The following is a 21,063-nucleotide window of genomic DNA, read 5'->3' as shown; positions in this document are numbered from 1 at the left end:
CGCCCGGGCAGGACAGGCCACCGCCCAGGAGCAGCACCTCCTCAACCGCACGACCACCGTCCGCACTCCCCCACCCCGCCGCTCCCTGAGCCGGCACCACGCACCCCGACCACAGCCAGGGGCAGCGGGCGAGGCGAGGGCGAAGGCGAGGACAGCCTTGACGGCCTCGACGAGGCGGGCCGGCGCGCAACAGCCCCCGGCCCGCCTCCCCCTTCCAGCCGCCGCTCGCGCGGGCCACCCTCGTCTCCGGCTCGGGCCCGCGAGCCTGCCAAGCCAGGCCTACGGGCCCGAGCAGGCCGGAGAGCGAACGGCCCTGGTAACGATCGCCGGGCGGCAGCGAGAGGGGCTCGTGACACGAGCTGGGGACAGGAATGATCACCTCATGATGCGAGGTGCCTTCTCCGACGTCCCGTTGACCGCCCTCTTTCCCCTCCTGACACCTGCGGAGGTGGACTTTCTTGAACCAGACGGCGGCGTGGTCGATGCGGCGCGTACGGGCAGGACCACGGCGGAGTGGGAGTGGACCTTAAGGCGCGCCACCTCGGCGGGCACGCAGCCGGGGACGCCTATCGTCCTTGGGCTCGATGCGGCGCGGCGGACCGGGCCGTCGGCGTCCTTCACGACGCGGCGCCCGGGCTGCCAGAACGTCGCGTCCGTACGGCGGACCCCGCCAGGTCCCGACCGGCGTAGAACCGACCGGCGAAGAACTGGCCGGCGACCTCGGCCAGGTTGTCGAGGGCCTCGTCGAGGCCACGGGGCGAGGGAGAGGGCATCAACGGCTTCTCGGAGGGATCGGCAGCGTGCGGGCCTCACCTTTCGGTGCGGGCCTTACCGCCGCACTCACCATCGCCCCAGGAGTGCTGTCTCGGTTGGGCAACAACCGCCGTCCGCGCCATGGTGAGTCACTGCTGCCGGGTAAGGCCGGGGCCGCGGTGAAGGCTTGCCGCTCCTATCGATCGGAGTATGCGCCCGAGCCGGAATCCCGGACCCGGTGCTTGCCCTGCCAGGGTCAGTAGCCCCTGCCATTGCCGTATCGGCGCAGCCGGGCGGCCACGGCCTTCTCGGTGCTACCGAGCGCCGCTGCGATCTCCCTGTCGGGGTACTTCCTGGTGGCCAGGCGAGCCGCGTAGGAGCCGTTGATGCCGACGATGGAGTCCAGCTCAGCGATGATCCGCAGCGCGGTCAGGGGGTCGCCGTCCTCGATCTCCTCCAGGCGCTCGCGGAGCTCTGAGAGGAGCCGCGCGATGTCCTCAGGCAGGGGCACCGCGCAGGCAGTCACCTGACGGGTGTGAACCTCCCAGTCCTTCTCCGGGCCCGAGGTGTCGTAGAGGTGGGGCTCGCGGTGCGAGACCCGTGTCCAGTCGATCGGGTAGGTCGTCTCGCCGTACCAGCCGCAGGCGCACACGGCGCGCAACCGCTCCGCGAGCGGCGCACGGCCCTCACCGGTGTAGACCCACCAGTCGGCGAAACTGGGGACGTGTGATCCGCTTCCCACGTCGATGTACACCGGGCCCGGCACGGTCCCGTCCTCCAGCAGCACCCCGACCTTGCCCACATGCCCTTCCGCCCCTTCCGGCTCCCACACGATCCGACCTCCCCTTCTGCCGCGCATCGGTGAGGCTGCCGATGTACGAGCCGCCAGCAGCCTCCGGATCCCTCACAGTGACCGATGCCGTGGGTCGGGCGCAGGCGAATCCGCGCATAGTCCACGAGCGAGTGGCCGGCCTCAAGGCGGCCTTCAACAACGGCGCCGGCACCTGGGACAGCAACAGCGGCGCCGACTACGCCCTCGGCACCGGGAACATCACGGTCAAGAACGGCACCGTCGGCACGGGCAACCCCTGCGGCGTCCAGCAGACCGAGACCGGCGCGTCCTTCGCGGTCACCGCCACCACCGTGCCCGGCCAGAACATCTACGTCGTCGGGGACCACGCCGCCCTCGGCAGCTGGGCGCCGGCCGCGGCCCTCAAGCTCGATGCCGCCGCCTACCCGGTGTGGAAGCTCGACGTGAAGCTGCCCGCAGGTACGACCTTCGCGTACAAGTACATCCGCAAGGACGCCTCCGGCAACGTCACCTGGGAGAGCGGCGCCAACCGCACGGCCACCGTCCCCGCCGACGGCAAGATCGCCCTGAACGACACCTGGCGCAACTGATCAGCCCTCCCCTGGGCGGGTACCGGCCGAGACCGATACCCGCCCCAGCTCACAGGGCAACGCCGCCCACGACAGCGCTCACGAGCATCCCGCCCCTCCTTGGCCCATAGGCCCCGGCACGATTCAGGCCGCCCGCCGTGGCCGGCGCGCGAGGCGCCGAGCGCGGTCGGGCGACCTCCGCCCAAAAGGCGTCCGTCACGTGGTCGCTGTTCGTCTCCGCGCCGGGAGCGGACACCCGAAGGCCAGGTGCCCGGCCGGGGAGAGTACGCCGCAGCACTGCGGCACGGCTCGGAGGCGAAGTCCGCTCGGAAGCGCCTCAGCAGGGCGCCGCTGCCGGACGAGCGCGCGAGGACGAGCCACCCGGCCCCCGTAAGGCGTCATCACCATATTGACGGAGCACAGGGACCAGATCCGGCCGAGAGATGGCCGGACCCGTGGTTCCGGCCATGGGGCCCGCGCCTGAGCGGAGGCGGAAACCATGCGCACTCCATGAACGACCCCTCACGACGCAAGATCTTCCTGAAACATTCCGCAAAATCTTGCCGACCGTGATCGTCGGCTGCTTGACTCACTTGCGATCCGCGGTAGTTGAAGCACCTGCACGCGAGAGGAACAGCCATGAGCAGCGACTACGACGTCCTCGTCCTGGGAGGGTCGGGTGTCGACACGATCGTGTACGTCCCCGAACTCCCCCTTCCCTACGCCGACAGCTACATGATCCGACCCGGCATCGAAACCCGGGCGGGCCAGACCGGGGACTTCGTGGCGCTCGGCCTCAGCACGCTGGGACTGCGCACCCACCACATCGACATGATCGGCGACGACCCGTCGGGTGACCTCATCCGGGCGTTCCACCGCGACAGGGGCATCGACTTCACCGAGGTCCCCCTGCCCGGCGGCACGAAGCGGGCCGTCAACCTCGTCGGCCCGGACGGCCGCAGGCTGTCGCTCTACGACGACAGTCGCTCGCAGGAGTGCGACCGTCTCCCCGAGGACCTGGTCCGGAAGCTGGCCGCGGCCAGTCGCCACGCGCACGTCTCCATCACCTATCCGTGCGCCTTCGCCCTGCCCCTCCTGCGCGAGGCCGGGCTCACCGTCTCCACGGACCTGCACAACTGGGACGGCGAGAACCCGTACCACGAGGCCTTCGCGTACGGTGCCGACATCGTCTTCGTCTCCACCACCGCCCTGCCCGATCCGGAACGGACCATGCGCCGGATCCTGGAGCGTGGCCGGGCCGAGGTCGTCGTCGCCACCGCGGGGGCCGAGGGCTCCTATCTGCTCACCGCCGACGACGAGGGCCCGGTCCACATCCCCGCCGTCTCCCCACGCGAACCGGTGGTGGACTCCAACGGCGCGGGCGACGCCTACGCCGCCGGCTTCCTCTTCGCCCACCTCGCGGGGGAGGACCCGCGACGGTGCGCCCTCCACGGCGCCGTCGCCGGGGCCTACGCATGTACCGTGCCGGCCACCGGGAGCGACGCCATCGGCCGCGCCGCCCTGGTCGACGAGGTGGCCGAGCTCACCGGCCCCCGGTCCGCCGCGAAGGACACCGAGTGACCGCCGGCTCCTACGACGTCGTCGTCCTGGGCGGAGGCGTGGCCGGCTGTGTCCTGGCCTCCCGGCTGAGCGAGGACGCCGGGCGCTCCGTCTGCCTCGTCGAGGCGGGGCCAGACTACGGACCGGACCCGAGCGGTTGGCCGGCCAGGACGCTCGACTCCCGGGCGCTCCCCCGCGAGGACGTGTGGGAGCGCAATGTGCCGGTCCATCGGTTTCGAGGCCGCGTGATCGGCGGCTCGTCCTGCGTCAACGGCTGCTGGAACACCTGGGGTTCGGCCGCCGACCACGTCGAGTGGGAGCGTTCGGGCGGGCGCCGCTGGAGCTTCGCGGCCATGGAGCCGTACCGCACCGCGGCCGTACGGCGGATGGGTCTGCGCGAGGTGCCCGACCGCGAACTTTCCCCGTGGAGCCGGGCCGCCCTCGAGGCGGCCAGGGAACTCGGTCACCACGAGGTCGACATGAGCCTGCCCGGCCCGCCCGGTCACGGCCTCCCCCTGATCAACTCCGTGGACGGCCGGCGCTGGAACGCCGCACTGGCCTATCTCGACGCGGACACCCGCCGGCGTCCGAACCTCACGGTGCTCGGGGACTCCGTCGCCGACCGGCTGATTCTGCGCGACGGCCGGGTGGAGGGAGTCGTCGTGCGCGCCGGCGGCGTGCCGCGCACCCTCCGCGCGGGACTGTACGTGGTGGCCTCCGGCACCTTCGGTTCCCCGGCGCTGCTGATGCGCAGCGGCATAGGCCCGGCCGACCGGCTGCGGCACATCGGCATCGACCCGGCGGTCGACCTGCCCGGAGTGGGCGCGAACCTGAGCGACCAGCCCGGCGTCTTCCTGCCGCTCGTGCCGACCCCGGAGCTGGACGCGGCCCTGGCGGAGAAGGAGCGCGACGGCGAGCTGTACGTCAACCGTGTGCTCGTCCGCGCGGCGAGCGAACACGCCCCCGCGGACGGCTGGGACCTGCACATTCTTCCCTCCGCGGGGCCGCCGCTCTTCGGCTCCCTGCCCCCGGGACGGTACGAGGCGGGGGTGTCGGCCTTCCTCGTGAAGCCCGTCTCCCGGGGCAGGGTGTGGCTGCGGTCCGCCGACCCGGACCAGTCGCCCGCGATCGATCCGGCGTTCCTGTCGGATCCGGAGGGGCGCGACGTGGCCGTGCTCCGGTCGGGGCTGGCGACCGCCCGCCGGTTCGCCGCGTCCACGGCCCTGAAGGGGCTCGCCGCGCTGCCGGAGGGCCTGCCCGCGCACGAACTGCCCGAGGCGGAGCTGCGTGCCCGCCTCGGCACGTACTGGCATCCGGTGGGGACGTGCGCGACGGGACCCGCCGCCGATCCGTCCGCGGTGGTGGACGGTGAGGGCCGGGTGCACGGTGTGGCGAACCTGCGGGTGGCGGACGCGTCCGTACTGCCGACGGTTCCCGCCGCCAACACGCAGCTGCCCGTCCTGGCCGTCGCCGAGATGCTGGCGGCCGCCGTGGCCGGCTCGTGAACCGCAGCACCGGCCCGGGAGGACCGACGCGCATGACAGAAGACGCCTGCGGCCGACGTCTCGTGTACGGCTGCATGGGGCTCGGCGGCGGCTGGGACACCCTGCCGTACGGCTCCGGCGACATCGCCCGCGCCGAGGCCGCGGTGGAGGCGGCGCTCGACACCGGTATCACCGCCTTCGACCACGCCGACATCTACCGGTACGGCAAGTCCGAGGCCGTCTTCGGTGAGGTGCTGTCCCGGGCCCCGGGGCTGCGCGACCGGATCACCCTCCAGACCAAGGTCGGCATCCGGCTCCCCGAGGAGGGTCGGCCGGGACTGTACGACCTGCGCGGCCCGAGCGTGCTGCGCCGAGTGGAGGAGAGCCTCGCCCGGCTGCGGACCGACGCGGTCGACGTCCTGCTGCTGCACCGGCCCGACCCGCTGGCCGACCCGGAGGAGCTCGCGGAGGCGCTCACCTCCCTGCACCGGCAGGGTCTCGTGCGCCGTTTCGGTGTGTCCAACATGAACGCCGCCCAGATCGCGCGTCTCCAGTCCTTCCTCGATGTGCCGCTGACCGTCGACCAGTTGGAGATGAGCCTCCACCGCAGGGACTGGGTGGAGGAGGGGGTGCTCGTGAACACCCCGGCCGGCGCAGGGGTCGGGTTCCCCTCGGGCACGGTGGAGTACTGCGGCGAGCGGGGCATCGAGCTCCAGGCCTGGGGCGCGCTCGCCGGCGGGCGTTTCTCCGATCCGCAGGCCGGTCCCGCGGCCGCGCTCGTGGCCCGGCTCGCCGACGCCAAGGACACCACCCCGGAGGCGGTGGTGCTGTGGTGGCTCCAGCGTCACCCGGCCGGGATCGTGCCGGTGGTCGGGACGTCCCGCCCGGAGCGGATCCGCGCCTGCCGCGACGCGGTGGGGCGGCCGCCCGGCCTCGGTCACGAGGAGTGGTACGCGCTGTGGACGGCCGCCCGGGGCGCCCCGCTCCCCTGAGCCGCCCACACCTGACTTCTCCTCGTCACCCGGCATCCCCTCCTCGCCCGGCCTTCCCCCGCCCGGCGCCGATCCGGCGCCGGGCCTTTCTCTGCGTACCCGGCCCTTGCCGGAGCGCCTCCTCCTCGGACGGAGAGACACCGTGATTCCCACCGCCGCGACCGTGGCGACTTCCTTCGAGTCGGCCCGCTTCTACATCACGTTCCGCTGCAACTCCCTCTGTGGCTACTGCAACGTCTGGCAGGACGACAAGTTCAAGGGCTACGAGGAACTCACCCTCGAACAGGGCCGCCGGATCCTGGACGAGCTGCACGCCCTCGGCGTCCGCTACGTCGACTTCACCGGCGGGGAGCCCGTGCTCCACCCGCACATCGACGGCATCGTCCAGTACGCGAAGTCCCTCGGCATGACCGTCGAGATCACCAGTAACGGCATTCGGTTCGCCAAGCACATCGACGCGATCGTGCCGTACGTCGACACCATGAACGTCTCCCTGGACACGCTGCGGCCCGAACGCTACCGGGCGATCCGGGGCGTGCCGACGCTCGACCGGGCCCTGGACGTGATCCGGGAGATCGTCGCCTCCGGTGCGGAGAACTTGAAACTCATCTGCGTGGTCACCCGCGAGAACGTGGACGAGGTATCCGACCTGCTGCGCTTCGCCCAGGAGAACCGGGTGACCGTCTACTTCTCGACCATGTTCGAGTACTTCGACGCGCAGGACACCGTCCGGGACGTGCGCAGGACGGCCCGGAAACTGAAGCTGGTGGAGCAGAACGGCAAACCGGTGGCCGGCTCCTGCGGACCGGCCCGCGCCGAGGCGCCGGGCCCGGACGACGGTTCCCTTCCCGACCTGCTGCTCGGCCTGCTGTACGCGCCGTTCTCGCTGATCAACCTGCATTTCCGCAAGTACGTGGAGACGCAGGACCCGAGCGCTCCGACGCAGTGCTACGCCAACAAGCGGATCCTGACGGTCGGTCCGGACGGGCGGCTCGTCCTGCCCTGCTACCACGCCTTCGACAACTCGGTGGTGTGGGACCGGGACCTCGCGGAGCTGGTGCGGGACGAGGAGTTCCAGCGGGTCAGGGACAAGGAGGTCGGCTTCCGTCCGGAGTGCCGGGGGTGCACCGTCTTCCCCTACGTCGGGCTCTCCTTCAGCTACCGCTTCGACAAGGTCTTCCTCTACCAGGCGCTGTCCGAGGAGATCGCCAAGATCAAGGGACGGTTCGCGGACCCGCTGTACCCCCGGATCGCGGTCGCGCCCGAACCGCTCCTGACCGAGTTCGCCGAGCTCGAACGGTTCATCGACACGCAACTTCCCGTGCCGGAAGCCCCGTTGGCGGAGACCCACCTCTACCGGTTCGACGTCACGCCGACCGGGGTACGTACGGACCTCACCGCGGGCGCGAGCAGTGTCGAGGAGGTCCTCGCCGACCATGTGCGGGAGCAGTGCTGGGACGTACAGCGCTCGCCCCACACCTGGATCCGACTGGTCTACCGCGAGCTCGTGCCGCTGCTGCGCGGACTCGCCGAGCGGGACGCGATGTCCCGGAGGGCGTACGAGGAGGTCGTGGCAGGGCTCTACGCGGTGCAGCTCGCCTGGTGGCGCTCCTATCTCGGCCGGTACTTCCAGGGCGGTGAGGCACTCGACACCCGGGAGGCCGACGGAGTGGTCGCCCGGTTCCTGGCCCGGACCGCGGAGCTGCTGCCCGACGCTCCCGACGTATCCGAGTCCGTACGCGTCCGGCAGATCCTGCTCCACGCCGGCTGCGTACTCGGCTTCCCCGCGGTCACGCTCGCCCCCTTCTCCTCCCCCGGTCCCTTCGCCGAGGCGGCGCTGCTCACCAAGCACCTGCTGCTGATCACACCCGACGAGGAGCTCGCGGGGTACGCGACGCTGCTCCCGGCCGAAGCGGCCGGACCGCTTCTCGGGGTGCCGGCGGGGCCGCCCGCGCCGTCCGGGCCCTCGGCCCGCGCGCTCGACCGGCTCCTGGACGGCGCTTCGGCTGCCGACGCGCCGTCGGTCGCCGCGCTGATCGACGCGGTACGCGCACTGCGCACCGAGGTGCCCGGCGAGGAACTGGCCGGGCTGCTTCTCGCCCGCGAACTGCGGGAACCGGCACTGATACGGCGACGTGGCGAGACACTGCGCCGTACCGGAACCCGTTCTGAAGCTTCTGAACCCCCTTCCGGGGCCCCGTACGCGCTCTCGCGGGGCTGAGGCCGGACGGACGCGCGAACGCGTAGTGCCCCCGAACTCTCGTTCGGGGGCACTACGCGTTCAGGGTCGTCTCAGCGCAGTCTCGTTCCGCTCACCGACGTGGCGGCGAGGAGGGCACCCGCGGTGTTCCGCTGGGTGGCGACGAGCTGCCCGCGCAGGGCCTCCTCGATCCGGTCCCGATCGCGCGGGTCGACGGCGAAGGCCTGACGGCCGGCCAGCTCCGGCCGGGCCGCACGCTGTTCCTCGGTGAGGGCCGTAGGGAGGAGCCGCAGCCAGCGGCCCTCGTCGGTGAGGGCCCCTTCCTCGACCGCGATGCTTCCCGGGGCACCGTAGACGAGCTGCTGGCTGGTGGAGTCGGTGGCCTTGACGTCCCACACGAGGGTGGTGGCGTCGAGCCAGGTCGCCTTGGAGCGGGAGAGGTCGAGATCCGGCGTGGTGCGGATGCCGGGCAGGAGGTAACCGGTGTCGCCGCCGACGAGCCACACCTCCTTGCCGTGGGAGCCGAACTCGAGCGAGCGGTCGCCGGGGACGTCCTTCTCGTCGCCCCGGTGGACGATGTAGCTGAGTGACGTGGCTCCTTCGGCCAGTGGCACCTCGAAGACCGCGCCGAAGGCGTCGCTGCTGACCGGGGCCAGCGGCCGGGACCAGTCGGTGGGTGCCGCGGCACCGGTCCAGGTGTGCAGCCCCCAGCCCGTGTAGTCGCCGTCCGGACGGTAGTAGTGGACGACGGCCTTCCGCTCGTCCTGCGGCGGGTAGACCCCGGCCGGGACGGTCTCGGACTGGCCGTCGGCCCCCGCTTCGATCCAGACCTCTCCGGTGCGCCGCAGCTCCACGGTGCGCGGAGGCCCGTCCGTCGTGCCGTCCTTCTCGACGGTGTAGGAGACGCTGCCGGTGCCGGAGGTCACCTTGACCCAGGCGAACGCGCCGAAGGCGTCCCGGCCGGTGAACTCCGCGGTGGTGCCCCCGGTCGCGAGCTTCCAGCCGGTGTAGTCGCCGTCGGGGCGCCGGTAGTGGATGACGGCGTAGTCGCGTTCGAAGGCGCTGGGGCGGGTGGGCGCTGCGGGCTCGCCCGCGGTGGAGGCGGCGCGGCTGCTCGCGACGCGTCCGCGGTCGTCGACGACGACCGCCTTGTATCGCAGCGCGGTGCCCTTGGGAGTGGCGCTGGGCAGGTTCTGGGTGACCTTGTACGGGGCATGGTCGGCGGAGCCGAGGACCTTCCAGGGTCCGTCGCCGACCTGGGCGGCGAAGACGACGCGGCTCAGCTCTCCGCCCCGGACGTCGGCGGTGAGTTCGACGGTGCCGGTGGCTCCGGCGGCCGGGGCCTTGAGGGTCACGGCCGGTGCGGTGCGGGAGGTGTCCAGCGGGCGGTCGGCCTTGAGGACGACCGAGGACAGGGCCGGGACGGTGAGCGTGACCTCACGGTCGGCGTCGCTGCGGACCGTCGTGCTCCGTCCGTGGAGCGGGGTGAACGAGGTGCGGGACGTCCCGCTGCGGAAGGTGACGGCCCGTGAGGTGGTGGCGTTGTTGACCGCGACCAGGTACTCGGTCCGCCGCTTCGGGTCGATCCTGGAGGTGACGTGGACTCCCGCGCCGGCCGCGTCCGCGTACCGCTCGATCTGCACGCCGTCACGCAGGGCGGGGTGCTCCTTGGTCAGGCGGGAGAGTCCGGCGATGGAGCGGTAGAGCGGATGAGTGGAGTCGTAGGCGTCGGTCGCGTGGGTGCGGTCGGTGCCGATGAGGTCGTCGTCGAGGTAGTCGGGGACCTGCGAGGCGAAGAGGGTCTGGCGGGCCTCCTTGTCGCCGCCGGCGCCGGTGAAGCCCTGCTCGTCGCCGGCGTAGACGACCGGGTTGCCGCGGGAGAGGAAGATGATCTCGTTGGCGAGGCGGGCCCGGGCGAGGAGTTCCCGGTCGTCGGCGCCGGGGTTGTCCTTGCGGAGGAACCCGCCGATACGGCCCATGTCGTGGTTGCCGAGGAAGGTCACCTGCTCGTAGGCGTTGGCCTTGTCGGTGGTGTACCGGTAGTCCTGGGCGAAGACGTCCGTGAGGGAAGAGGCCGGGCGGCCGATCGACGCGACGTCGCGGACGGCCTGCTGGAGGGGGAAGTCGAGGGTGGAGTCGAGCCGGCCCCGGGTGACGTAGGGGGCCGTCACGGCGGGATCGGAGGAGAGGACCTCGCCGAAGATGAGGAAGTCCTTCCGTCCCTGCCGGGCGGCGTAGGCGTCCAGGGCGGTGGCCCACTGGGTCCAGAACTCCATGTCGACGTTCTTGACGGTGTCGACGCGGAAGCCGTCGATGCCGAAGTCCTCGACCCAGCGCTGGTAGATCTCGGCGAGCCCGCGCACGACCTCGGGGCGTTCGGTCCACAGGTCGTCGAGGCCGGTGTGGTCGCCGTAGAGACCGCTCTCGCCGACGAAGGTCGAGTCGCCCCGGTGGTGGTACATCGTGGGGTCGTTGAGCCAGGCGGGCTTCTTGGCGTTCCGCTCCGCCGGGGGGACGACGGGTGTGTACGGGAGGCTGTCGGCGTCCACCGGGGCGGCGGTGGTCGTGTCGTCGAAGGGACGTCCGGTGCTGTCCAGGTAGGGGTAGGCGCCCTTGCTCCGGTAGGCGTACCGGTTCTCGCCGGAGCGGATGACGTCGGCGGTGTGGTTGGTGATGACGTCGAAGAAGACCTTCATGCCCTTGGCGTGGGCGGTGGCGATCAGCTTCTTCAGGTCGTCGTTGGTGCCGAAGTGCGGGTCGACCTGGGTGAAGTCGGTGATCCAGTAGCCGTGGTAGCCGGCGGAGGCGTCCTTGCCGACGCCCTGGACGGGCTTGTTCCTGAAGATCGGCGCCATCCAGATGGCGGTGGTGCCGAGGCCCTTGATGTAGTCGAGCCGCTGGGTCAGGCCCTTGAGGTCGCCGCCCTGGTAAAAGCCCTTGTCCGTGGGGTCGAAGCCCGTCTCCAGACGGCTGCCGGTCAGGCCGCCCCGGTCGTTGGAGGCGTCGCCGTTGGCGAACCGGTCGGGCAGCACGAAGTAGAACTGCTCACGCGTGAGGTCGTGCCGGGCGGGCTGTGCGGCGAGGGCCCGGTCCGACGGCGGCGGCGGGGTCCGGTGGCCGGCCGCCGCCGGGGTGTGGGCGGCGACGGCCGTCGCCATCAGCGCGACCACGGTGGCGATGGCGAGGCGCGCTCCTGGGCGTGCGGTGCGGTGTGGGGCTCGCGCGGGGGTGTGTGGGTCGTACACGTCTGGGTCCCTTCCAGAGTGGCGGTTCAGTGGGTGGGCTGCTGGACGGCGGTCGCGCCCAGGAGTGCGCCGTCGGCGGCCCGCTGGGTGGCGATGAGCTGTCCCTGTCGTGCCTCGGCGGCTCGGTCGAGGTCGCGGGGGTCGAGGGCGAAGGCCGACCAGCCCTCGTACCGGCGATGGCGTGCTCGCTGGTCGGCGGAGAGCGTGGTGGGGGTGAGACGCAGCCACCGGCCCTCGTGGGAGAGGGATCCGTCGGTGAGCGCGATGCCCCCGGGGGCGTAGACGAGTTGCTGACTGGCGACCCCGGTGCCGGTACCGCGCCAGACGACGGTGGTGTCGTCGAGCCAGATGGCGTCGCTGCGGCTCAGGTCGAGCGGGAAGGCCCCGCCGAGGGAGGGTGACAGGTAGGCGGGGTCTCCGGCGATGCGCCAGACCTCCCGGCCGTGGAGGCGGAAGTCGAGGGCCTCGTCGGCGGCGACGTCCTTCTCCTCCTTCTTGTGGAGGATGTAGCTCAGGGAGAGGGCTCTCTCGCTGAGGGGGACCTCGAAGACGAGGCCGAAGGCGTCGCGGCGCACGGGCCGGATCGGGTCGTTCCATTCGGGCGGGTGGGCGGCTCCGGTCCAGGCGTGGAGCCCCCACCCGTCGTAGTCGCCGTCGGGCCGGTGGTAGTGGATGACGGCCTTGGCCGGATCCTGGGGGGTCTGGGCGGCGGCGGGGCGGGTGGCGTCGACCAGGGTGGATCCCTGTCGGGTCCAGATCTCGCCGGCGGCGGTGACGTCGAGGACGCGTTCGGGACCGTCGGGGACACCGTCCTTCTCCACGGTGAAGGAGAGGCTCGTCGTTCCCTCGGGCGGGGTCACCCAGGCGAAGGCGCCGTACGCGTCGCGGCCGGCGAACTCGGCGGTGCCGGACGCGGTGCGCAGCCTCAGGCCGTCGTGGTCGCCGTCGGGGCGCTGATAGTGCACGACGACGTACCGGCGTTCGGCCTTCGGCCTTGCCGGGGGCGGGTTCTCGCCACTCGTGGTGGTGTCGAGGGCGGCGGCGGTGCGGCCCGAGCCGTCCACGGCGACGGCCTTGTAGCGCAGCGGGGCGCCCGCGGTGATGTCGCCCGGCAGGTTCTGAGTGATCTTGTACGGGGCGTGGTCGGCGGCGCCGAGGACCTGCCAGGGTCCGTCGCCGACCTGGGAGGCGAAGACCACACGGGTGAGGGGGTCTCCGGAGACGGTCGCGCCGATCTCCACGGTGCCGCGTGCTCCGGCCGGGGGGACGGAGAGGCTGAGGGACGGTGCGGCGGCGTCGCGGGGCAGCGGGGTGCGGGCCTTGAGAACGACGGCCGACAGGGCGGGCACGGTGACGGTCACGGTGCCGGTGGGTCCGCTGCGCTGGGGCCGGTGGGTGCCGTACAGGGGGAGGAGGTCCTGGTGGGCGGCTCCGGTGGAGACTTCGGCGGTCCTGGGCTCCTCGGCGTTGTTGACGGCGACGAGGTACTCGGTGCGGTTGCGGGGGTCGACGCGGGAGAAGGCGTAGACGCCCTGGCCCTCGGCGACGTGGCGCTCGATCTGGACGCCGTCGCGCAGCGCGGGGTGACGCTTGGTGAGGCGGGAGAGCCGGGCGATCGCCCGGTAGAGGGGGTGGCCCGGGTCGAAGGCGTCGGTCGCGTGGGTGCGGTCGGTGCCGATGAGGTCGTCGTCGAGGTAGTCGGGGACCTGTGAGGCGAAGAGGGTCTGGCGGGCGTCGGCGTCGCCGCCGGAGCCGGTGAAGCCCTGCTCGTCACCGGCGTAGACGACGGGGTTGCCGCGGGAGAGGAGGAGCAGTTCGTGGGCGAGCCGGTCGCGGCGGAGCAGTTCTGCGTCGGTGACGCCGGGGTTGTCCTGGGTGAGGAAGGTGCCGATCCGGCCCATGTCGTGGCTGCCGAGGAAGGTGACCTGCTCGTAGGCGTTGGCCTTGTCGGTGCTGTAGCGGTGGTCCTGGGCGAGGGCGTGTGCGAGGTCGCCGGCGGGTCCGCCGCGCGAGACGTAGTTGCGCAGGGCGGACTGGAGCGGGAAGTCGAGGGTGGAGTCGAGCCGGCCCTGGGTGACGTACGGAGCGGTGATCGTCGCGTCGGCGGAGAAGGCCTCGGCGAACATGAAGAAGTCCTCGCGTCCCCGCTCCTCGGCGTAGGCGTCGAGGGCGGTGGCCCACTGGGTCCAGAACTCCATGTTGACGTTCTTGGCGGTGTCGACGCGGAAGCCGTCGATGCCGAAGTCCTCGACCCACTTCTCGTAGATCCTCTTCATGCCCTCGACGACCTCGGGACGCTCCGTCCACAGGTCGTCGTGGCCGAAGAAGTCGCCGTTGAGGCCGCTCTCGCCGACGAAGGTGGAGTCGCCCCGGTTGTGGTACATGGTGGGGTCGTTGAGCCAGTCCGGCACTTTGGTCCGTGCCGTGGCGACGGGAGTGTACGGGAAGGAGTCGGCGTCGATCCGGGGGGCTTCCGCGGTGTCGTCGAAGGGGCGGCCGGCGCTGTCGAGGTAGGGGAACGCGCCCTTGGGGCGGTATCCGTACTCCTTCTCGGCGTAGTCGACGGTGTCGGCGGTGTGGTTGGTGATGACGTCGAAGAAGACCTTCATTCCCATGGCGTGGGCGGTGTCGACCAGTGTCCGCAGGTCCTCGTTGGTGCCGAAGTGCGGGTCGACCCGGGTGAAGTCGGTGATCCAGTAGCCGTGGTAGCCGGCCGTGGCGTCCTTCGCGTCCCCCCTGTCCTGGACGGGGATGTTGGTGAAGACGGGGGCCATCCAGAGGGCGGTGGTGCCGAGGCCCTTGATGTAGTCGAGCCGCTCGGTGAGCCCCTTGAGGTCGCCACCCTGGAAGAACTTCCTGTCGGTGGGGTCGAAGCCGGTCTCCATGCGGGTGCCGGTGAGTCCGCCCCGGTCGTTTGAGGCGTCGCCGTTGGCGAACCGGTCGGGCAGCGCCAGGTAGAACTGCTCGCGGGTCAGGTCGTGCCGGGCGGGCTGCGCGGCGAGTGCCCGGTCCGACGGGGGCGGTGCGGCCGGCGAGGATGCCGCGGTCGCCGTGGACGGTGTGTCGGTGAGGGCCGTCGCCAGGAGGGCGGTCGCCAGGGTCATGGCGGAGCGCCGGAGAGGTCCGGTCACGGGTGTGCTGCTCCTCGGGAGCGTGGAGGGGTGGGTACGGAAGGGGGTGGCCGGGCGCGGCCCGGGGTACGAGAACGCGGACGCGGGCCAGGGCTCAGAAGGAGAGGGTCCCGTCCACGGGGCTGCCGTCGGGCGTCCGCGGGTGCCGGTCCGCGTACCAACGGACCGTGTGGGCGAGGGCCGTGGTGAAGTCGGCGCGGGGGGCGTAGCCCAGTTCCCGGCGGATGCGGGTGTCGTCCACCGCATACCGCTGGTCGTGGCCCTTGCGGTCCGTCACCCTGGCGATCCGGCCGGGCCCGGCGCCGCAGAGCCCGAGGAGGCGGCGGGTCAGGTCCAAGTTGGTGAGGGAGGTCCCGCCGCCGATGTTGTAGACCCGGCCGGGGCGTCCACCGGTCCTGACGAGTTCGACCGCGGTGACGTGGTCCTCCACGTGGAGCCAGTCCCGGATCTGGGAGCCGTCGCCGAACAGAGGCACGTCCTCGCCCGCCAGGAGAGCGGTCACGAAGCGCGGGATCAGCTTCTCGGGGTGCTGGCGCGGTCCGAAGTTGTTGGAGCAACGCGTGACGCGGACGTCCAGACCGTGGGTGGCATGGTAGGCGAGTGCCATCAGGTCGGCGGCGGCCTTCGAGGCGGAGTACGGCGAGGTGGGCCGGAGCGGCGCGTCCTCAGCCGCCGCGCCTTCGGCGATCGAGCCGTACACCTCGTCGGTGGAGATCTGTACGTAGGTCCGTACGCCGTGGCGGACGGCCGCGTCCAGGAGGGTCTGCGTCCCGAGGACGTTGGTGCGGACGAAGAGCGAGCCGTCCTCGATCGACCGGTCGACGTGGGACTCGGCCGCGAAGTGCACGATCTCGTCGTGGCCGGGGACGAGGGTGTCGACGAGCTCCGCGTCGGTGACGCTGCCGTGCACGAACCGGAAGCGCCGGTCATCGCGCACCGGGTCCAGATGGGCGGGGCCCGCCGCGTAGGTAAGGTTGTCGAGGACGGTCACGGAGGCCTCCGGCGGCCCGGTAGGGCCGAGGAGGCGCAGGACGTGGGCCGAACCGATGAATCCGGCGCCGCCGGTGACGAGTATGCGTCGGGTCATGGGTGGATCTGCACCTTGCTGTGGTCGCCGAGTACGAGGCGATGGGCGTACGGGAACCGGGGGGCCGCCACGACGGCGTCGCGGCCGATGAAGGAGCGTTCGATGCGGCCGGCACCGTCGACGGCGGCCCCGTCGAGAAGGACCGAGGTCTCGATCGAGCTGTCGTGGACGCGGCAGTTGGCACCGATCGAGGTGTAGGGGCCGATGACGGCGTTGCTGATGACACTGCCGGGACCGATGACGACGGGGCCGGTGATCCGCGATCCCCTGACCACAGCCCCCTCGCCGAGGACGACTCGTCCCACGACGGCGCTGTCGGGGTCCACCTTTCCTTCGAGTCGCCCGCGCAGGCCGTCCAGGACGTGGCGGTTCACCTCCAGCATGTCCTCCACGCTGCCGGTGTCGCGCCACACGGAGGGGGTCGCTTCGGCGCGCACGTCCCGCCCGTCGTCGATAAGCCACTGGATCGCGTGGGTGATCTCGAGTTCGCCCCTCGCGGAGGGGCGGATCGCTCGCACCGCGTCGTGCAGTGCGGGGCTGAAGGCGTAGACGCCGATGAGGGCGAGGTCACTGCGCGGGTGCGCGGGCTTCTCCTCCACCCGTGTCACGCGGCCGGTCGTCTCGACCTCCGCCACGCCGAAGGCGCTGGGGTCGGCGACGGAGGTGACGAGCAGTCGGGCCGCGGCGGGGTGCAGCGTCGCGCGGGCGACGAAGTCCGTGATGCCGTCCTGAAGGTAGTTGTCGCCCAGGTAGACGAGGAAGTCGTCGTCGCCGAGGAAGTCGCGGGCGATGGACACCGCGTGGGCGAGGCCCAGCGGGCGGCTCTGGGCGATGTAGGTGATGTCGAGTCCGAAAGCGGATCCCCCGGCGCCGACGGCCCGACGGATGTCGCCCGCGTAGTCGCCCACGACGAGGCCCACTTCGCTGATGCCGGCCGCCGCAATGGCCTCCAGGCCGTAGAAGAGCACCGGCTTGTTGGCGATCGGCAGGAGTTGCTTGGTCCCGGAGTGGGTGAAGGGGCGCAGTCGACTGCCGGTTCCACCGGCCAGGACCAGGGCTTTCACATCGGCTGCCTTCGGTCGGGTGCGGCCTGACGGTGTCTGGGCACGGTCCCTCCTCGCTCTCGAGGCAGTTGTCGGCGGTCGCATCGGCGACTCAAGCAGAGCCGCGCCCTGCACTGCAAGTCATGTCTGAAAGTTTCTGAAATCTCTTGCTAGCCGTCACGCGAGGGTGCTTCACTCGCAAGTCAGAACGATCAACTGGCTTCCAGCGCACTTCAGTTCGTCCAACACATGGGGGCAACCGGTGGCAGGTCACCAGCGAGAACTGCTGGTCAGAGAGGCACGACATCTGGCGCCCGGCGCATCCGAGGAGGCCGCGCTCGCCCGGCGCGTCTTCACCGAGGGACGAGGCGCCGTCCTCACGGACCTCGACGGCGACCAGTATCTGGACTTCGCCGCCGGCACGCTCACCCAGTCACTCGGGCACAGCCACCCCGAGGTCGTCGCGGCGCTGACCCGCCAGGCCGAGCGGCTGTGGAACGTGCACGACAGCTCCACACCCGAACGGGCGGCGTTCTTCGAGCTGTTGGCACGCCTGCTTCCCGAACACCTCGACACGTACGCGCTGTTCTCCACCGGCGCGGAGGTGGTGGAGGCCGCGCTCCGGGTCGTCCAGGCCACGGCGGAGCCCGGCCGCAACCGCGTCGGCGCGCTGCGGCACGGATTCCACGGCAAGACCATGGGCGCCCGCATGCTGGTCCACTGGGACGTCGGCCATCAGGCGTTCGCGGGGAACAGCGTCCTCGGCTACGCGCCGTACTGCTACCGCTGCCCGCTGGAACTCGAGTACCCCACCTGTGACGTCCGGTGCGCCTCCCTCGTCAACCGGCACATCGCCTCCAAGCCGAACGTCTCCGCCCTCTTCTTCGAGCCGGTGCTCGGCGCCGCGGGCGTCATCGTGCCACCCCCCGGCTACTGGGAGCGCGTCTCGGAGGCCTGCCGTGACAACGGCGTCCTCCTGGTCGCCGACGAAGTGGCGACGGGCGGCGGCCGTACGGGGGCCTTCCTGTCCTCCGAACTAGTGGGCGTGGAGCCGGACCTCGTAACCATGTCGAAGGGGATGGCGAACGGCTTCCCCTTCGCCGTCCTCGCGGGACGGCGCGACCTGCTGCACTCCCCCGCCGCCACACCGGCCGGCGCCTACGCGTCCACGTACGCCGGGAACCCGCTGGGCATCGCCGCCGCACGGGCGACGCTGGAGATCGTGGAGCGCGACCGGCTCATCGAACGGGTCCGGGTCCTCGGCGACCGTCTGGGCGAGCAACTCGCCTCCCTGCACGCCCGCTTCGAGGTGCTCGGAGAGGTCCGGGGCGTCGGCCTGCTGCACGGCCTCGAATTCGTCCGCGACCGCGCCACCCGGGCCCCCGCCCCCGAGACCGCCCGCGCCGTGTACGCCACCGCCCTCGACCTGGGGCTCCGGACCTCGATCGGCGGCCACATCATCCGGCTCGCGCCCCCCTTCACCCTGGACGAGGCACTCCTCGACGAAGGCGTACGGATCCTGGGGCAGGCCATCGAACGCGTGGTGGCCGCGTGATCGTCGCCGAAGGGCTCACCAAGGACTTCCGCATCGCCGAGCGGCGGCCCGGTCTGCTCGGGAGCCTTTCCACGCTCCTCACCCGGGAGTACCGGACCGTGCGCGCCGTCGACGGCATCTCCTTCCGTCTCCGCGCCGGCTCCAAGACCGCGTACATCGGCGCCAACGGGGCGGGCAAGTCGACCACGATCAAGATGCTCACCGGCATCATGACCCCCAGCTCCGGCCGGTGCCTGGTCGACGGCGTCGAGCCCTACCGGCAGCGCCGGGAGAACGCCCGCTCGATCGGCGTGGTCTTCGGGCAGCGCAGCCAGCTGTGGTGGGACCTCTCCGTGCCGGACTCCTTCCAGATCCTGCGCAGGATCTACGGGATACCGGACGCGGTGTACGAGAGGAACCTGGCGCTCTACCGCGAGCTCCTCGACATCGACGCCCTGGGGAACACACCAGTACGCCAGTTGAGCCTGGGGCAGCGCATGCGGGCCGAGATCGCGGCGAGCCTGCTGCACGACCCGAAGGTCGTCTTCTGGGACGAACCGACGATCGGCCTGGACATGGTCCTCAAGGAAGCCGTCCGCACCCTCGTCAACCGCGCCAACGCCGAGCTGGGCACGACCGTGCTGCTCACCAGCCACGACCTCTCCGACATCTCGGCCATCTGCGACGACGCGCTCGTCGTGGACGGCGGCAGGGTCGTTCACGAGGGAACGCTCCACGATCTGCTGCGCCGCGCCGACCGGCGGTCGGTCGTCTTCGACCACCGTGGCAGTCGGGGCGTGGAGGACACCGTGCTCCGGATCGAGACGGGGCTTCCGGGCGCTGCCGCGGGCCTCACGAGCGAGGGACGGATCCGGGTCGACTACCCGGCGGACGCCTTCACGTCCCGTCATGTACTCGGCTTCCTCCTGGAGCACTTCGAGCTCGCCGACTGCTACGCACCCGAACCGGATCTGGAGACGGTGCTCCGCCAGACCTACCGGGGCGGCGTCCCCGCCGCGCGGGACGGCGGTGCCGTGTGAGGGCCCCGCTGCGCGTCGGCACCTACGTGCCCTTCGCCACGAGCGGGCTGCAGTCCCTGCTGCAGTACCGCTCCACCTTCCTGATCACCGGTGTCACCGCCGCGGCGGGCGCCGCCGTCACCGTCTTCCTGTGGCGGGCGGTCTACGCCGGCTCTCCGGGCCCCGGACCGGGCGGTTTCACCCCGGCGAGCGTCACCACCTACCTGGTGGTGGCCCAGGTCCTGGCCGTGGTGCACGCCAACCGGGTCGACGACGAGGTGGCGGCCGAGGTCTACCGCGGCGACATCGCGGTGATGCTCGTGCGTCCCGTGAGCTATCCGCTGGTCCGCTTCGCCGCCTGTCTGCCCGTGGTCGCCGCCAACGCGCTCCTCGTGGGTGTCCCGCTGGTCGTGCTCTTCTCCGTCCTCGTCCCGCTGACCGCCCCCGCCCCGGTGGACGCGGCGCTCTTCGCGCTGTCCACCGCGTTCTCAGCGGTCATCGCCTTCTGCGTGAACCTGCTGACCGGCATGGCCGGGTTCGTCACCACGAACACCTGGGGCGTCCGCATGGTCAAACAGGGGATCGTCGCGTTCTTCGCGGGACAGATGGTTCCCCTGGCCCTGCTGCCCGGCCCCCTGCACACGCTGGCGATGGTCCTGCCGTTCCGCGCAATGGCGGACGGGCCTCTCACCCTCCTGCTCGGCCGGTACGAGGGAGTCGGTGGCGCCTCCGCCGTCCTCGGCCACCAGCTCGGCTGGACCGTGGGGCTCGTCCTGCTGTGCGCCGTCCTGTGGCGCGGCGCGGCGGGGCGGCTGGAGGTGCTGGGCGGATGAACCGGACCCTCGGCGGCCATCTGCGGCTGGCGTTCTTCCTCGGCGGGGTGGGCCTGCACCGGCTCACCGCGTACCGTCTCGACTTCCTCCTGGGCTCGGGGGCCTTCCTCGTCCGCGTCGGGCTCCAGACCCTGGCGGTCGGTGTGGTCTTCACCCACGTCCCCGCCATCGCCGGCTGGTCCTACCACCAGGTGCTCTTCCTCCTCGGCTGCTCCCTGCTGCCGCGCGGGCTCGACCACCTCTTCACCGACCAGTTGTGGGAGCTGAGCCGCAAGCTGATCCAGCGGGGCGAGTTCTACCGCTATCTGATCCGCCCGGTGAACCCGCTCTTCTCGCTCCTGTCCGAACGCTTCTTCCACCCGGACGGATTCGGCGAGCTGGCCGTCGGGGCCGTCCTGGTGCTCTGGGCGGGAGCCGAGCTGGGTCTCGACCCCACAGCCCTGCAATGGGCGCTCGTGGTCCCGCTGATTGTCTGCGGGGCGCTGATCCACGCCGCCGTGAAGCTCTTCTTCGCGTCCCTGTCGTTCTGGACGGTGACCAGCATGCCCGCGATGCAGACGGTCACCCAGGTGTCCGAGTTCGCCGGCTATCCGCTCGACCTCTACCACCCGTCGCTGCGGATGCTCCTCACCTGGGTGCTGCCCTTCGCCTTCACCTCGTACGCACCGGCCGTCTACCTGCTGCACGGCTCCACCGAACTGATGCGGTGGCTTCCGGTCGTGACGGGTCTTTCCCTGCTCGCCGCGCTGTCGCTCTGGCGGCGCGGACTTTCCCGATACGAGATGACCGGGAGTTGACGAAC

General features: G+C 71.4%; 12 protein-coding genes and 3 pseudogenes. 9 read left to right on the top strand and 6 right to left on the bottom strand.

Translation table 11 applies throughout. The features are described 5' to 3' along the window. Positions 1–617: 617 nt before the first annotated feature. Positions 618–773: a hypothetical protein gene (locus ACWDVG_RS05840; RefSeq protein ID WP_451696564.1), complete on the bottom strand. Its 156-nt coding sequence runs from the start codon at positions 771–773 to the stop codon at positions 618–620. Positions 774–1,009: 236 nt separating this feature from the next. After that, on the bottom strand, positions 1,010–1,555 hold the full coding sequence (locus ACWDVG_RS05835) for a hypothetical protein (RefSeq protein ID WP_451696562.1): 546 nt from the start codon (positions 1,553–1,555) through the stop codon (positions 1,010–1,012). Between the two features lie 188 nt (positions 1,556–1,743). On the opposite strand from ACWDVG_RS05835, the pseudogene ACWDVG_RS05830 reads away from it, so the two are divergent. The 5 genes and pseudogenes from ACWDVG_RS05830 to ACWDVG_RS05810 all read left to right on the top strand — a co-directional run. Then, a pseudogene (locus ACWDVG_RS05830) lies at positions 1,744–2,154 on the top strand (carbohydrate-binding module family 20 domain-containing protein); the annotation flags it as partial. Positions 2,155–2,772: 618 nt separating this feature from the next. Further along, positions 2,773–3,714 carry an adenosine kinase gene (locus ACWDVG_RS05825; RefSeq protein ID WP_451696560.1) on the top strand — a complete coding sequence of 314 codons (942 nt, stop codon included), beginning with the start codon at positions 2,773–2,775 and terminating at the stop codon, positions 3,712–3,714. Then, positions 3,711–5,198: a GMC family oxidoreductase gene (locus tag ACWDVG_RS05820; protein ID WP_451696558.1), complete on the top strand. Its 1,488-nt coding sequence runs from the start codon at positions 3,711–3,713 to the stop codon at positions 5,196–5,198. Before ACWDVG_RS05825 ends, ACWDVG_RS05820 begins: the two co-directional genes overlap by 4 nt. A 32-nt stretch (positions 5,199–5,230) precedes the next feature. Then, positions 5,231–6,169: an aldo/keto reductase gene (locus ACWDVG_RS05815; protein ID WP_451696556.1), complete on the top strand. Its 939-nt coding sequence runs from the start codon at positions 5,231–5,233 to the stop codon at positions 6,167–6,169. A 142-nt stretch (positions 6,170–6,311) separates the two neighbouring features. Continuing rightward, positions 6,312–8,390 (top strand): radical SAM protein, encoded by a 2,079-nt coding sequence (locus tag ACWDVG_RS05810; protein ID WP_451696555.1) that lies wholly within the window; start codon positions 6,312–6,314, stop codon positions 8,388–8,390. A 92-nt stretch (positions 8,391–8,482) separates the two neighbouring features. On the opposite strand, the pseudogene ACWDVG_RS05805 reads toward ACWDVG_RS05810, so the two are convergent. The 4 genes and pseudogenes from ACWDVG_RS05805 to ACWDVG_RS05790 all read right to left on the bottom strand — a co-directional run. Beyond that, positions 8,483–11,527 (bottom strand): annotated as a pseudogene (locus ACWDVG_RS05805) (alpha-amylase family glycosyl hydrolase); the annotation flags it as partial. A gap of 128 nt (positions 11,528–11,655) precedes the next feature. Next, positions 11,656–14,718 (bottom strand): annotated as a pseudogene (locus tag ACWDVG_RS05800) (alpha-amylase family glycosyl hydrolase); the annotation flags it as partial. A gap of 121 nt (positions 14,719–14,839) precedes the next feature. After that, on the bottom strand, positions 14,840–15,832 hold the full coding sequence (rfbB, locus tag ACWDVG_RS05795; RefSeq protein ID WP_451696553.1) for a dTDP-glucose 4,6-dehydratase: 993 nt from the start codon (positions 15,830–15,832) through the stop codon (positions 14,840–14,842). Further along, the gene (locus ACWDVG_RS05790; protein WP_451696551.1) at positions 15,829–16,896 is read right to left on the bottom strand and encodes a glucose-1-phosphate thymidylyltransferase; all 1,068 of its coding nucleotides are present in this window, start codon (positions 16,894–16,896) and stop codon (positions 15,829–15,831) included. Before ACWDVG_RS05790 ends, rfbB begins: the two co-directional genes overlap by 4 nt. 241 nt (positions 16,897–17,137) lie before the next feature. On the opposite strand from ACWDVG_RS05790, the gene ACWDVG_RS05785 reads away from it, so the two are divergent. From ACWDVG_RS05785 to ACWDVG_RS05770, 4 genes are read left to right on the top strand one after another with little or no spacing between them, the layout of a single operon-like run. After that, the gene (locus ACWDVG_RS05785) at positions 17,138–18,430 is read left to right on the top strand and encodes an aspartate aminotransferase family protein (protein WP_451696550.1); all 1,293 of its coding nucleotides are present in this window, start codon (positions 17,138–17,140) and stop codon (positions 18,428–18,430) included. Further along, complete coding sequence (locus ACWDVG_RS05780) at positions 18,427–19,449, top strand: ABC transporter ATP-binding protein (protein ID WP_451696548.1); 1,023 nt, start codon at positions 18,427–18,429, stop codon at positions 19,447–19,449. Before ACWDVG_RS05785 ends, ACWDVG_RS05780 begins: the two co-directional genes overlap by 4 nt. Beyond that, complete coding sequence (locus ACWDVG_RS05775) at positions 19,446–20,261, top strand: ABC transporter permease (protein WP_451696546.1); 816 nt, start codon at positions 19,446–19,448, stop codon at positions 20,259–20,261. Before ACWDVG_RS05780 ends, ACWDVG_RS05775 begins: the two co-directional genes overlap by 4 nt. Next, a complete protein-coding gene (locus tag ACWDVG_RS05770) occupies positions 20,258–21,058 on the top strand; it encodes an ABC transporter permease (protein ID WP_451696544.1) in 801 nt (266 codons plus the stop codon). The genes ACWDVG_RS05775 and ACWDVG_RS05770 overlap by 4 nt, the downstream gene beginning before the upstream one ends. Positions 21,059–21,063: the final 5 nt, after the last annotated feature.

This window comes from Streptomyces sp. NPDC003327, from assembly GCF_053589515.1.
This window is presented reverse-complemented; position numbering and strand designations above follow the sequence as displayed.